The organism is Mycobacterium riyadhense, from assembly GCF_963853645.1.
Taxonomy (GTDB): domain Bacteria; phylum Actinomycetota; class Actinomycetes; order Mycobacteriales; family Mycobacteriaceae; genus Mycobacterium; species Mycobacterium riyadhense.
On the sequence record NZ_OY970456.1, the window covers coordinates 3,906,657 to 3,920,528 of the forward strand.

The following is a 13,872-nucleotide window of genomic DNA, read 5'->3' on the forward strand; positions in this document are numbered from 1 at the left end:
TGGCGCGCGCCATGGAGCGGGCTACCCGACCGGCCCTGATGCCAAACGTGTTCGCAGAATTGCGTTGGCACGACCCGCATTCCGATCGGTCCGCAGCCCCGCGAAACGGCTAGTCACGCCGGCCGGGTCTGGTCCTGCGGTGCTCGCTGTCGGGGAGTGTCTGAGGAAGACGACGCCCTGCCTGGAGAGCCTCTTCGATGAGCCGAACGGCCTCGGGAACCGAATGGACGATAGGTAGGCCGGCGTCGCTGATGACACGTGTCAGGCGTTGCAGCGCGGGACCGGTGATCACGAAGAGCTGCGGCTGATTTTCGTCCTCGAGTTCGAGCAGTCCTCGTAAGCCCGCAATGCCTAGAAAATCCAGAGTGCCAAGATCGACGATCAGCGGGGTGTCCAGTCGCCAAATCCGCCCGATTTCTCGGGTAACCAGGTTCGCGTTGGACGCGTCTATCTCGCCATCGACACGCAGGACGGTGGCTAGGCTGCCGTCGTGCACCTGCACCCGGGCCCCAGCGCAGTCAATCGCATCGTGGGAACGCGGATGTTCAAATTGCCCCAGTGGGGGTGTGTCGTCGTGAGAAGCAGTCATCGATTGCAACCTGCGCAAAGCTTACGCCTACAGCTGCGCCTGCTGGCCGCGACGAATGCCACCGAACGCGCGCGAAAATCTCGGAATGGTAAGCGGCTTCGTTAATTGGCGAAACGCGCTCAGCGCTTCCGCACGGCGACCGCTGAGCAGCGCCCATCCGACCGACTGTTACAGGGTTCGCGCCAGGCGGTCGGCGAGCAGTTCGGCGAACCTTGCCGGATCTTCCAGTACCCCGCCTTCAGCCAGAAGCGCTGTACCGTAAAGCAATTCGGCGGTCTCAGCGAGCCGGGATTTTTGGGTATCGTCAGCGCTATCCTGGTGCGCTTGGCGCAAGCCGGCAACGAGCCGATGATTGGGATTGATTTCCAGGATCCGCTTGGCGACCGGAACCTCCTGCCCAGAAGCCCGGTAGATGCGGGCCAGCGCTGGTGTCATCCCAAAGGCGTCGGTGATCAGACACGCCGGCGACTCGGTCAGCCGGGTGGACAACCGCACTTCCTTGACGTGATCACTCAGCGTCTCCTTTAGCCAGGTCAGCAGGTCGGCAAACTCCTTCTGCTGCTCCTCGCGCTCGGCCTCGGATGTGTCCTCCTCGGATTCCAGGTCCACCTCGCCCTTGGCGACGGACTGCAGCGGTTTGCCGTCGAACTCGGTCACCGAGCCCACCCAGATCTCGTCGATTGGGTCGGTGAGCAGCACGACCTCGTAACCCTTGGCTTTGAATGCCTCCAGGTGCGGCGACTTCAAGATTTGCTGTCGCGTCTCGCCGGTGGCATAGAAAATCTGGGTCTGGCCCGCTTTCATGCGCTCGACGTACTCGGCCAGCGTGGTGGCCTCCTCCTCGCTGTGGGTGGAGGCGAACGAGGAAATCTGCAGCAGGGTCTCCTGGTTATCGAAGTCGGACATCAGGCCCTCTTTGACGACCTTGCCGAACTGGGTCCAGAAGGTGCGGTAGTCCTCGGGGCGCGCGGACTGCAGATCCTTGATCGTGGTCAGAACCTTCTTCGTCAACCGCCGACGGATCGCCTTGATCTGACGATCTTGCTGCAGGATTTCGCGAGAAACGTTGAGCGACAGGTCTTGTGCGTCGACGACGCCCTTGACGAAGCGCAGATACTCCGGCATAAGCTGGTCGCAGTCGCCCATGATGAACACCCGCTTGACGTACAGCTGCACCCCGATCTTGGCGTCCCGGTTGAAAAGGTCGAACGGGGCGTGCGACGGGATGAACAGCAGGGCCTGGTACTCGAAGGTGCCCTCGGCCTTCATCGAGATCACCTCTAGCGGGTCATCCCAGGCATGACCGATGTGCTTGTAGAACTCCTTGTACTCCTCCTCGGACACCTCCTCCTTGGGCCGCGCCCACAGCGCCTTCATCGAGTTCAACGTCTCGGTTTCGAGGGTGATGACCTCCTCCCCGCCCTCTTCGGCCGGCGGGGTACGCCGCTCCACCTGCATCCGAATCGGGAAGGCAATGAAGTCGGAGTACTGCTTGACCAGGCTCTTGATCTTCCACTGCGCGGTGTAGTCGTGCAGGTCGTCCTCGGCGTCCTCGGGCTTGAGGTGCAAGGTGACCGACGTTCCCTGCGGAGCGTCCTCGACCGATTCGATCGTGTAGGTGCCCTCGCCGCTGGATTCCCACCTTGTGGCTTCGCTCTCGCCGGCCTTGCGGGTCAGCAGCTCGACCTTGTCGGCCACCATGAAACTCGAGTAGAAACCGATACCGAACTGGCCGATCAGTTCCTCGGAGGCGGCGGCGTTCTTGGCCTCACGCAACTGCTGACGCAGCTCGGCGGTACCCGACTTGGCCAACGTGCCGATCAGATCGACAACCTCGGCGCGGGTCATACCGATGCCGTTGTCGCGAATGGTCAGCGTGCGGGCATCTTTGTCCACCTCAATCTCGATGTGCAAATCGGAGGTATCGACGTCTAGATCCTTATTCCGCAGCGCCTCCAGCCTGACCTTGTCCAGGGCATCGGAAGCGTTGGAGATCAACTCCCGCAAGAACGAATCCTTGTTGGAGTAGACCGAGTGAACCATCAGATCCAGCAGTTGACGCGCCTCTGCCTGAAACTCCAGCTGCTCCACACCAGCACTCATGAGATTCCTTCCGACGATTTAAGCGTCTCGAATTTAGCGAAACGCAGGTCGCCAGTCAGCAAGGGGTCCGCCACCCCACCGCCTCACTTGTCAAGCTGAAGCACACGAGTCGCGTTTCCCCATAACCAGTCCTCCAGGACTTCGCGCTCCACCGGCAGCGCGCGCATCTCGTCGCACAGGTGGGCGTAGGGCCGGTTGATGAGAAACCCGCCGGTGCCGTAAATGATCTTGTTGCGGATTGTCGTCGGCCCGAAGCGCATCAGCGGTTCCCACCCGGCGCCCGGGGACGCGAAGTACTTGGGACGATGCGCGGCCAATTCAAGGTAGACGTTCGGGTGTTTCCACGCGATCAGGCATGCCTCGAGCACCCACGGGTAGCCGCCGTGACTCATCAGGATCGTCAGCTCAGGGAAGCGACAAGCTACGTCGTCGATGTGTCGGGGATGGCCGAGATCACTGGTTCGTGTCCGAGTCCAGTTGGCGGAGGTGTGGATGGAAAGGGGTACACCGAGTTCGACGCACTTGGCGTAGAAGGGGTCGTAGGCGGGGTCGGTTGCGGGCCGTCCAATCATGAACGGTCGCAGGCTCAGCCCCCGGAAACCGTGCTCAACAATCCAACGCTCGAACTCGTCGAGCGCTGAACTGCCGGCCATGACGTCGGCGCCGGCGAAAGGTAGAAACCGGTCGGGATGGCGGGCCGCGAGGGCGGCCACCGGGGCGTTATTAACGAAAGTGACACCGCACGTGGACTTTTCATCAAATCCAGTGATCAGACTGCGGGTAATGCCGGCGGCATCGAGGGAGTCCAGAATTTGATCGTCGGTGCAGCGCCGCGACGCCAGGTAGTCGCTTAACTGCTCGGCCGTGAGGCTTGTCCTGGTAAAGACCTCGAAGTAGGACAGCAGCTCGGGGGGAAAGCCGGCCTGCAAGTCGTCGATGATCTCGGCGGACGGTACGAACGGTGCCCACATGTCGATGACGGGCACCCGGGGTTCGCTCATCGCTTCTCCAAAGTCGCGCTGTGCCGATGCATTGATCCTTCACCGAGCCTGCCGGAAAGCATAAGCTGGATCGCAGCCACGGTCGGGATCGTCCCGTTGGGAGAGGCCTGCCATGAGGTCTGTTCGCCGTATGGCCGCCGTCGTCGCGGTCATGTTTGCGTCGATGGCTGCGACGGTTGCGACGGCGGGAGTCAGTTCGGCGCAATGCGACCCAACATGTCATGGAATCCGGTGACCAACGAGTGCAAACTGCCGCCGCCACCGCCAGCATGGTACACACCGCGGCCGGTATACGCGCCGCAGTATGCGCCGCAGGATGTACCGCCGCCCCCGCCACAGCCGACCTGGGCACCGCAGCCCCCCATGTGGGACAACGGTTTTCAGCATTGGGGCGTTTGGATCGGCGGGATCTGGGTGCCGGTCTAACAGATCCTCGACACACACACACACACACACACCGATCTCGAACGTGACTACCTGGTCGCAGCCGCGTCAGGACCGTCTACCTGCGCTAGGAATCATCAGCTCTTGGTCCCGATGGTTATCAAATCGGAAATGAGCCAAGTCCACGCCGGTCGTCGGATTCGGTGCTGATCGGTCACGGTAAATCCGGCGCCTTCGAACAACTCCCGCATCTCGGTCGGTGACGCGTTGTGCTGAGGTTTCCACCGATTGGCCGCGGGTATCTGAAGCCGCGGCTGCCGCGTGCTCAGGGCTGAGACAGCCACCAGCCCACCGGATGCCAGCACGCGATGGAACTCGCGCAATGCCGCCGGCTGGTCGAAAAAGTGAAATGCCGAGGTCGTTACGACTGCGTCGAGCGCCCCATCGTCAAAGGGCAGCTGCTCGGCCGGGCCTCGTATCCACTGCACCCGAGTGGACCTGGCGCGAGCCTGGTTGAGCATGCCATCGGACATGTCGACGCCATAGATCGCTTCAGGTTGCAGCTCCTGTCCGATCCGATCGCTGAGAATTCCTGTGCCGCAACCAATATCGGCGATCCTGCTGGATTTGTGGTCACGCAACTGCGCGATCACCTCGTCGTGCGGCGGACGATAAACCCAGTGCTGCAAGAGCGGCAGATTGTATGCCGGGGATAGCAAGCTCCACAGCCGTGTGACCGTGTTGTTGAGCCCACGGCGTTGCGGTGCGTTCATCTACCCAATGTCGACGTGTAGTAGATCGTGTCGGCCATCGACACCGAGTCGTGAGCTTGCGGAATCGACCCGAGACCGAAGTCGGCCAATAGCTGACTCATTGGCATACCGAATGACCGCCAACCCAAGCCTTCCAGATAGGCGGCAACGTCGCTGCGCTCACCGTCGAACCCGAGTTCCTCCCAATCCAACTCGAAGCCGTGCTCGCGCCACTTGGCGGTGGATCTGCGCATCGCCTCCCGTGCTCGCTCGGTGTCCTGCTGCGGCCTGTCTGGGATAGCTTCGACCGCCAGTCGGCTGCCGTCGGCGCTGAGCGCGGTGATGTTGTCCATCAACCGGTCCTGAGCATCTGGTGGCAGATAACCCAAGAGGCCCTCGGCGATCCATGCGGTAGGCCGGCTCTTGTCGAAACCGGTGTCGATTAAGGCTTGCGGCCAGTTCTGCCGCAGATCGATGGCGACCGTGCGCAGTTCGGCTTTCGGAGCGACGCCTAGCTTTTGCAGTGTGGTGGTCTTGAACGCGATCACCTGCGGCTGGTCAATCTCGAACACCGTCATATCCGATGGCCACACCAAACGGTAGGCGCGGGCATCCAGACCGGATGCCAGGATCACGGCCTGACGGATGCCGGCGCGCGTCGCGCCTTCAAAGAACGAGTCGAAAAAGCGGGTGCGGGCGGCCATCGCGTCGGGCATGTGCGCGAGCTTCCAGCCAGATTCGTCGTCGTCGACGTCAGCGGCGACCAGGTCGCCGGTGACCCATCGGGTGAAGAAGTCCACCCCGACGGCACGAACCAGTGGCTCGGCGAATTGGTCTTTGATCAAAGGGTTCTCGGCGTTGGTCGCGATCGCCCGGGCGGCGGCCACCATGGTTGCCGTGGCTCCCACGCTGGTGGCTAAATCCCAGGTGTCGTTGTCTCTGCGAGGCACGCATGTCCTCCAATGTTGAACCGAAAGGAATACTTAGTCAGTTTAACAAATGGACGGTCGGGCGTAGTTGTGAAGCGCATCACCGAGAGGCCGGCAAATCCTGGGACTCAGACGCCTAGTGGCGGCCCGGCCCACCCGGCCCACCAGGCCCACCGGGTCCCCCAGGGCCGCCCGGTCCCCCAGGGCCACCGGGCCCGCCGGGTCCGCCGGGTCCATTTGCGGCAGGAAGCAAGAAGACGCATTCGTTCAAGTCTGGGCTCCAGACCCAGCCCGGGGCGCAGTCATCGTCGGCCCGGCTGATCGCCGACGTTGCCAGACCCGTCACCGGTAGCCCCGCCAGCACCACAGCGACCGCGGCGATTGCGCAACGCCGTAGGGAATGGTTCATTCCCACCTCCCAGGTGTCATCTGGCCAGCGACCGACCCATCAGACTTCTTGTCTAGCAGGTCACCGCGAACCCGGCGCAAGAATCGCCCGAGCCGACCACCGCACGCGCTACGTAACCGGAACCAACACCTGCGTCTTCAACCTGGCGCCGACGGGTTGCAAGTGGGTTGTTCAACCCAGGCTGTTCTAGAGGATCGCCGCCCGAAGCGTTCTCGCGATCCAGGCCTCGAAGCGCTCGAGTGTGTAGTTGGCGCCCGACACCATGAGTTCGTAGGATTCCGGGCTGGCGATGGCCCATGCGGTATCGACGGCATCGCGTCGGGGAATCCGTATCGCATCGTCTGGAATCGTGGCGAGCATCGCCTCAAATGTCGTCCGCCGCAGGGCCTGGAGCTGTTGCCATTCTTCTGCGATGGCGCCGTCGATGGCGGCTCCATCGCGGTAAGCCCGCCACGCAATCGCTGAGCGTTGCGCCACGCCACAAAACAGTTTGGCAATCTGTGCGAGCGTTTCCGCCGGGGTATCTGGACGCAGCTGGGAAGTGAAGTGCTCTCCCGACGGCGATGCGCCGGGCGCCAGCGTGCTCTCCAGGTACGCACGCAACAACGCCCGTTTGCTACCCCACGCCAGGTAAAGCGTTTGTACGGTGACCCCGGCACCCTCCGCGATCCGATTCACCGTCGCGGGGACATACCCGACGCGAGCGAACTCGTCAGCGGCAGCCGCCAACAGCAGCCGTCGGGTCTCCGCACGCGAAGCCGCCCCCGCTTCGCGTAACCGGGTCGTGTTCCGTGGTGGCTTAGCTCCCACGAGCGGCAGTTTACCCTATCGCAATTGAATACTACTCTAATACAATTTAGTATCACTCAAGTGCGGGTATCCAGGAGGAATCGTGACAATGCAATACCCCATGCACGACCGTCCCTGGAAGCGAGCCGGAGCCGCACGGTACGCGGTCGCCAGACTTCGCCACGCCCTTCGCCCACCCGTGCGCGTGTCGACAGCCCCAGGCGACCTCCTGGTTGATCGAAATGTCGTCGTGCGCGTGCGCGACGGTGCAGTGCTGCGGGTCAACGTCTATCGCCCGCCGGGCGCGGGCCCGTTTCCCGTCATCCTTTCGGCGCACCCGTACGGCAAAGACAGGCTGCCCAAGCGCCGGCGCGGACGGTGGAGCATCAGCCCGCAATTTCGCATTTTCCGCCAGCCCGGTCCGCTCGGATTCTCGAGCGAAACCAGCTGGGAAGCGCCCGACCCGGTCTGGTGGCTGGCGCACGGATACGTTGTCATCAACGCCGATCTACGTGGCGCCGGTACCTCGGACGGTGCCGGCGCATTGATGTCCGATCAAGAGGGCCGGGATGTCTACGACCTCATCGAGTGGGCCGGTGCGCAGCCGTGGTCCAACGGCAGCGTCGGAATGCTGGGGGTGTCCTATCTGGCGATGTCACAGTTCAAGGCCGCCGCGCTGCACCCACCCAGCCTCAAGGCGATCTGTCCTTGGGAGGGCTTCACCGATGCCTACCGGGACCTGTTCAACCCGGGCGGAATCGTCGAGAACGGCTTCTCGCGGATCTGGCAGGCCGGCGTCAAACGGGGCATGCGTACCACCGAAGACATTGGTGTTAAACGCAAAGCGCACCCGTTGCGAGATCATTGGTGGCGATCCCTGGTGCCAGATCTTGCCAGCATCGAAGTCCCTATGCTCGTCTGCGGGAGTTTCTCGGATAACAACCTGCACAGCCGCGGCTCCTTCCGCGCCTTTGAAAAGGTCGGCTCGACAGACAAATTCATCTACACCCACCGCGGCGGGAAATGGGCGACGTTCTACAGCGACGACGCCCGCCGGGCTCAGCTCGCGTTCTTTGATCGCTACGTCAAACACCTGGACGTGCCCAAACCCCCACCGGTCCGGCTCGAGGTGCGCGAGCGGCGCGACGTCATCGCCGAGGTCCGTACCGAGCAGCAATGGCCACCCAAAGACATCCGTTGGCGCAATCTCTACCTGGCCGACAACGGGATGCTCGGAACCGCGCCAGCGATAGTCGACGGATCAGTCACCTTCCACACCCGTCGGCGAGCCGCGGCGTTCACCTTTCCCGTGCCCCGTGACCTCGAACTCACCGGCCCGATGAGCGTATCGCTCTGGGTGTCGGTCGACGGCGCCGACGATGTCGAACTGTTCGTGGGCGTGGAGAAATGGGTTGGTAAGCAATGGGTTTCGTTCGAGGGCTCCTACGGCTTTGGCCGGGACCGGGTCACGACGGGATGGCAACGCGCGTCGCTACGCGAAATCGATACCGAGCAATCCACGGCGTACGAACCGGTACATACTTTCCAGCGGCGCCAACCCCTATCACCCGGTGAAATCGTCCAGGTGGAGGTTGCCCTAGGCCCGTCGGCCACCGCCTTTCATGCTGGCGACCGCATCCGCCTCCTCATCGCGGGCCGATGGCTTGCACCCCGCAACCCGCTATACGGCTCCTTTCCCGCCTCGTATGTGAAGTCGCCGCGCGCACGATGCACCTTGCGCTGGGGACCCGACCGGCCCGCACGGCTGCGGGTGCCCGAGATCCCGCCATCGCGGCCGGCTCGATCGGGTGTGAATCCTGGGCTTTAAGCGTTAATGCTGGGCGCCAAAAGCGGCGAGATCCCGCCAAGACCGGTGGCCTGGCCGCCACCGCCAGCACCACCGGCGGCACCTGCGTTGGCCTCAGCAATAGCAGCCTTCGCTGAGCATTGCGTCGTAGATCCCGAACTGGCGCAGAAAGGATTCCATCTCCATCGCCATTGCCGGGCAGTCGACCGAGCTGAATCGCAGCGCTTCCCGGATGTTGGGACGTTCGCGTGTGAGGCGCTGCACCCACTGATCCTGTCGGGGGCCAAGCCGGTGGATCGCGGCTTCCGTGAGCAGTTGGTGATACCAATTTGCGTGGCGGCGGCCCAATCGCACGCGCTCGGCTTCGCTGGTGCAACCGCGTCCGTAGGCCCGCAGCGTCTGAAGGAGGTGAAAGCACACTACGCCGTCGTGGTCGGCGCGGATCAAGATCGACTTGTCGACCAATGCGCACAGCAGGTCCAGGAATTCGCTAGCGGGTAGATCCTCGCCGCTGACGTAATGCGCTGCCGACGGGTCGAAGCTGCCTCCGAATACCGATAGCCGCGCCCATAGTTGTTGTTCGGATTCACTGCACAGGTCGTAGCTCCACTCGATGCAGCGCTTGAGGGATTGCTTGCGGGTGTCGGGATTGCCGTGGCCGTGACTCAGCAACGCGTACTGGTCGGGGAGTTCGTCGCCGATTTGCTCAAGTGACATGGTCCGAAGCCGCACAGCCGCCAGCTCGATCGCCAGCGGGAGACCGTCTAGGCGCGCGCAGATGCGTGCCACGGTGGCAGCGTTGTCGTCGGTGAGCTCAAACTCCGGCACCTCAGCGCGGGCCAACTGAACAAATAAGGTCACCGCGTCAGACGCAGCCAGGCCCTCCAGCCCGGAATCACTACTCGAGCTGGCCGCAGCCAATGGTGAGAGCGCCAGCACGGCTTCACCGCCGACTGCGACAACTTCGCGGCTGGTCGCCACGATGTGTAGTCGTGGGCAGCGCGGCAACAACGTCTCAACCAAGTTGGCTGCATCGTCGATGACGTGTTCACAGTTATCCAATACGATCAGCGCCCGTCGCTGGCCCAGAAATTCGACCAGCAACTCGATCGGCGGTCGCGCCGACTGATCACCCGTGCCCAACGTTGCGACTACTTGCTCGACCACCCGCGACCCGTCGCGCAAGTCGCCCAACTGCACTAGCCACACCCCATCGGGGTAGTCGACTCTTTCCCGCCGTGCGGCATGGATCGCCAGGGCGGTCTTGCCAACCCCACCGGTACCCGTAACCGTCACCAAACGTGAGCACCTCAGCAGCTCATGCAGCCGCCCAAGCTCGGCCTCACGACCCACCAAGCTGTTCGAAAGCGAGGGCAGCCCGCCCCCCGCGGTCGGTCCCCGCCCTAACGTCGATCCGGGTGAGTGCGCTAAGTGCGATCGAGACCTGTCGACGGCTTCACCGTCATGTAGCACCATCTCGTCGACGGCCAAGCCATGACAGGCCTGGACCTGCTGGAGGCGTTGACCCAATTCGAGTGCCGACGGCCGCTGACCGGGATCACGGGCCATCGCTTGCTCGATGATTGCCGCGAGGTTGGCGGGGATGCCGTGTTCACGAAGATCCGGCAGGGGTTGGGTGGTAATGCGTACGAACTGCGCTAGCAAATCTTCTCCGTGCCGTCGTTCAAAGGCAGCACGACCGGTTAAGCCTGTGAATAGGCTCGCACCCAGCCCGTACACGTCCGACGCTGCATTGGGTGGCGCACCTGCGAATAGCTCAGGGGCGGTAAATGCCGGAGACCCATGGAATACCCCTGGGGCGGTCTTGAACCCCCCCTCGGTGCGCGCAATTCCGAAATCAGACAAGGCCGGCTCACCGTAATCAGTGGTGAGGATGTTGCCTGGCTTGACATCACGATGTACGACCCCCGCCCGGTGCGCGCACTCCAACGCACCGGCGATTTTGACCCCTAGTCGCAACACGTCAGCGACACCCACGGTCCCCGCACTGGCAATCCGCTCTCGCCAAGACCCAAACCCGCAAAATGGCATCACCAGGAATGGAAAGCCGGTGGCGGTTTGGCCTACCTGCAACACCGCCACAATGTTGGGATGAGCAGTTAGTTTCGCCATCGCCTGCTGTTCTCGTACAAACCGCGCTTGATCCTCGAGGCGCTCGACGGTCACCACCTTGACCGCTACGACCCGATCCAATGCCTTCTGCAAGCAGCGATACACCGTGCCGAACCCGCCGCGCCCAACTTCAATCGCCCCGTCGAACCCCAGCGCGGCCAATTCGGCAGGGATGCCACCGTGGACACCGTCACCTGCGGCGGTTTCGGCCTCCGTGTCAGCCGGGTCATACTCCATCGCGTAGCCCCGGGAACCATCGAATTGGCCTGGCGAACTGTACCTGCGCGCATTGCCTGGTACGACGACCAGCGGACCAGCTCAACGGAGGTTTTGGCATGAGCATCGGGCTACATTTTGTCACTGATGAGACCGCCTTGCGAGCAATACAGGTTGGTCGGCGGCAGCTGCATTGTTCAACTGCGTGCCCCGGCTATCGGGACATGTAGGCGCAGCCATTAAGGATTTATAAAGGTCGCCGCCCGATGGTGATGCCATGCACGTCGGACCCAAAACGCACGATGGCTTTACCGACCCACGTTCTTGGCGCGGTTGTCGGGCGGGTGCCCGGCCGTATCGTCCTCATCGCTTGGCGAGCCATACAGCGGCATCTCGAATCAGGGCGAAAACAAGCTTCTGCGTTTTCGCGAAAGTGCGGTGATTTGCAATGGAGCTCTACCAATTGCGTTACTTCCAAGCGGTTGCCGAGCTGGGCACGCTCCGCGATGCCGCAGAGAAACTTGTGGTGTCCCAATCAGCAGTCAGCCGGGCCATCGCCATTATCGAGTCCGAGATTGGCGTTGAACTGTTCACCCGGTGTGGCCGGTCCAATGAACTTAACCGTTTCGGGCAGGTCTTTTTGCGGGCGAGTCTTAAGGCTCAGCGCAGCCTCGACGCCGCCGTCGACGCCGTACGCCAACTCGCAGGCGTCGACCACGGGACCGTAACCCTGGGATTCCTTACTTCGTTGGGCGTGGCCACCGTGCCCCGGCTGATCCGCCGTCATCGTGACCGCCATCCGGCCGCGCGTTTCGAACTGCGCCAGCGCACCGGGCCCGAGCTGATGGTTGATCTGGCTAATGGCGTCGTTGACGTATGCCTCAGCTACCCAATGGCATCCGACGAGTCGGCGGCCGTCAAGTGGCACAAGCTGTTCAGCCAACCGTTGTGCGCAGTTGTCGACCGCGAGCATCCGCTGGCCAACCGGAAGCTGCTCGGCTTTGACGAACTCGCCGACCAACCCTTCGTGGTCCCGGATCGTGATCACGCCCTGCGCAGGATTTTTGACGACGCCTGCACACGTTATGGCTTCACGCCCACGATCGCCTTCGAGGGCAGCGATGTCGCGACATTGCGTGGGCTGGTCTCGGCGCAGTTGGGAATAGGCGTGCTGCCCCGGGCAGCCACGCCATCGCCCGACATCGTCGAGATCGCCGTCGACGACCACGAACTGGTCAGAGTCATCGCAGTCGGGTGGATGAGCAATAGGTATCTACCTCCCTCCGCCGCCGCCTTCCGTGACACCGCGATCGCATCCGCCGGACTGCCAGGATTTGGCTTGGACCATGCCCGATTCGACGTGAGCAGGCACTTGTGGAGGAAGCAGGAGTGTGTTCATAGGGTTCTGCAAGATGTCGATCTGTAGGGACGCATAGGATCTCGCGTTTTGACCGCGAAAAGCCTGCGGCGCTCTCACAATTGAGCCCCACAATAGGGAGGTGCGAACACTCCTCCAAAACGTCGGGCTACCGGATTGACGACGCGAGAAAATCTCCGGTTCGGTGTTCTCGGACCGTTGGAGATGAGCGTCAACGGCGCGGTTGTACCGGTCGGAACTCCTAAGCAACGTGCGGTGCTGGCCACGCTGCTGATTAATCGCAACCGGCCGGTCGCGGTCGATACATTGATCGACGCGGTATGGGAGCAGAAAACTCCCTCCGGGGCGCGAGCCACGCTTTACGCATATGTGTCAAATTTGCGCCATCTCATGGCCGGCGCGGACCTGGAACCCCGCGCCGTCTTAGCCAACGCCCCGCCGGGGTATCGGCTGGCGGTTCTTGACAGCCACTATGACCTCGGCCGATTTGTGACCGAAAAGAACGCCGGTATACGAGCCGCCGCGGATGGGCGGTTCGAGCAGGCTAGCGGCCACTTCTCGGCCGCGCTTGCTGAGTGGCGCGGTCCAGTGCTCGATGACTTGCGCGACTTCACCTTCGTCGACGCCTTTGCCAAGGGACTGGCCGAGGAAAAGGTCGTGACGCAGACCGCTCGCGCCGAAGTTGAAATCGCCTGCGGCCGGCACTATTCCGTGATAAGCGATCTCGAGACACTCACCACTGACAACCCATACCGGGAACCGCTATGGGTACAGCTGATGACCGCGTACTATCTGGCCGATCGTCAATCCGATGCGCTTGACGCCTATAACAGACTGAGGGACATGCTCGCCGATGACCTCGGCGTCTACCCCGGTCCGATGGTGCGTGCGCTACACGAGCGAATTCTTCGCCAGCAGTCGCTTGACGTCCGGTTTGCCGCCCAATCGAGCGCTGATGACACCATCGGCACGCTCTCGCAGCACTCGGCGGCGCCGGCGGGCGCCGCTCACGGCCCCTCGCTACGTGACGCAGACCAGCGAAGGTATGCACTGGTCGCCACCACTACCCGCATCGGGCGCAGCCCCGACAATGACATCGTCCTGTCTGGTCCCAAAGTCAGCCGTCACCACGCTGCGGTCGTCGATACCGGTTCGAGTTTCGTCGTCGTGGATTTGCGATCGGTCAACGGCGTTTACGTTTCCGGCCGGCGTATCCGCACCAGCGCCGTCCTGATTGACGGCGACCGGATTCGCATTAGCGAACACCAATTGGTATTCGAAACCGATGCCCGAGATCCCGTCGCCAATGACGCCAATGAGTAGTGCCGCGGTCTGAGGCAAGCGCCCACGCCATAGGGACACGATTAGACCGAAAATCAGGT

11 protein-coding genes are annotated in these 13,872 nt (G+C 62.6%); 3 read left to right on the top strand and 8 right to left on the bottom strand.

What is annotated here, in order from left to right; genetic code table 11:
• Positions 1-109: 109 nt before the first annotated feature.
• The 7 genes from AADZ78_RS17260 to AADZ78_RS17290 all read right to left on the bottom strand — a co-directional run bounded on the left by AADZ78_RS17260 (position 110) and on the right by AADZ78_RS17290 (position 6,977).
• Complete coding sequence (locus tag AADZ78_RS17260) at positions 110-589, bottom strand: STAS domain-containing protein (RefSeq protein WP_085253436.1); 480 nt, start codon at positions 587-589, stop codon at positions 110-112.
• A 168-nt stretch (positions 590-757) separates the two neighbouring features.
• Entirely contained in the window at positions 758-2,692 is a 1,935-nt protein-coding gene (gene htpG / locus AADZ78_RS17265) for a molecular chaperone HtpG (RefSeq protein WP_085253437.1), read from the bottom strand.
• A gap of 83 nt (positions 2,693-2,775) precedes the next feature.
• On the bottom strand, positions 2,776-3,693 hold the full coding sequence (locus AADZ78_RS17270; RefSeq protein ID WP_085253438.1) for an amidohydrolase family protein: 918 nt from the start codon (positions 3,691-3,693) through the stop codon (positions 2,776-2,778).
• A gap of 521 nt (positions 3,694-4,214) precedes the next feature.
• Complete coding sequence (locus AADZ78_RS17275) at positions 4,215-4,850, bottom strand: class I SAM-dependent methyltransferase (RefSeq protein WP_085253439.1); 636 nt, start codon at positions 4,848-4,850, stop codon at positions 4,215-4,217.
• The gene (locus tag AADZ78_RS17280; RefSeq protein ID WP_085253440.1) at positions 4,847-5,779 is read right to left on the bottom strand and encodes an SAM-dependent methyltransferase; all 933 of its coding nucleotides are present in this window, start codon (positions 5,777-5,779) and stop codon (positions 4,847-4,849) included. Before AADZ78_RS17280 ends, AADZ78_RS17275 begins: the two co-directional genes overlap by 4 nt.
• 115 nt (positions 5,780-5,894) lie before the next feature.
• Entirely contained in the window at positions 5,895-6,167 is a 273-nt protein-coding gene (locus tag AADZ78_RS17285) for a hypothetical protein (protein WP_085253441.1), read from the bottom strand.
• 186 nt (positions 6,168-6,353) lie between these two features.
• A complete protein-coding gene (locus AADZ78_RS17290) occupies positions 6,354-6,977 on the bottom strand; it encodes a TetR/AcrR family transcriptional regulator (RefSeq protein ID WP_204079436.1) in 624 nt (207 codons plus the stop codon).
• Between the two features lie 88 nt (positions 6,978-7,065).
• On the opposite strand from AADZ78_RS17290, the gene AADZ78_RS17295 reads away from it, so the two are divergent.
• A complete protein-coding gene (locus tag AADZ78_RS17295; protein ID WP_085253443.1) occupies positions 7,066-8,784 on the top strand; it encodes a CocE/NonD family hydrolase in 1,719 nt (572 codons plus the stop codon).
• Between the two features lie 93 nt (positions 8,785-8,877).
• On the opposite strand, the gene AADZ78_RS17300 is transcribed toward AADZ78_RS17295, so the two are convergent.
• Positions 8,878-11,133: a protein kinase domain-containing protein gene (locus AADZ78_RS17300; protein WP_085253444.1), complete on the bottom strand. Its 2,256-nt coding sequence runs from the start codon at positions 11,131-11,133 to the stop codon at positions 8,878-8,880.
• A gap of 427 nt (positions 11,134-11,560) precedes the next feature.
• Here AADZ78_RS17300 and AADZ78_RS17305 point away from each other — a divergent pair, with 427 nt between their 5' ends.
• Positions 11,561-12,538: a LysR family transcriptional regulator gene (locus AADZ78_RS17305; RefSeq protein WP_085253445.1), complete on the top strand. Its 978-nt coding sequence runs from the start codon at positions 11,561-11,563 to the stop codon at positions 12,536-12,538.
• A 156-nt stretch (positions 12,539-12,694) separates the two neighbouring features.
• Entirely contained in the window at positions 12,695-13,813 is a 1,119-nt protein-coding gene (locus AADZ78_RS17310) for a BTAD domain-containing putative transcriptional regulator (protein ID WP_085253446.1), read from the top strand.
• Positions 13,814-13,872: the final 59 nt, after the last annotated feature.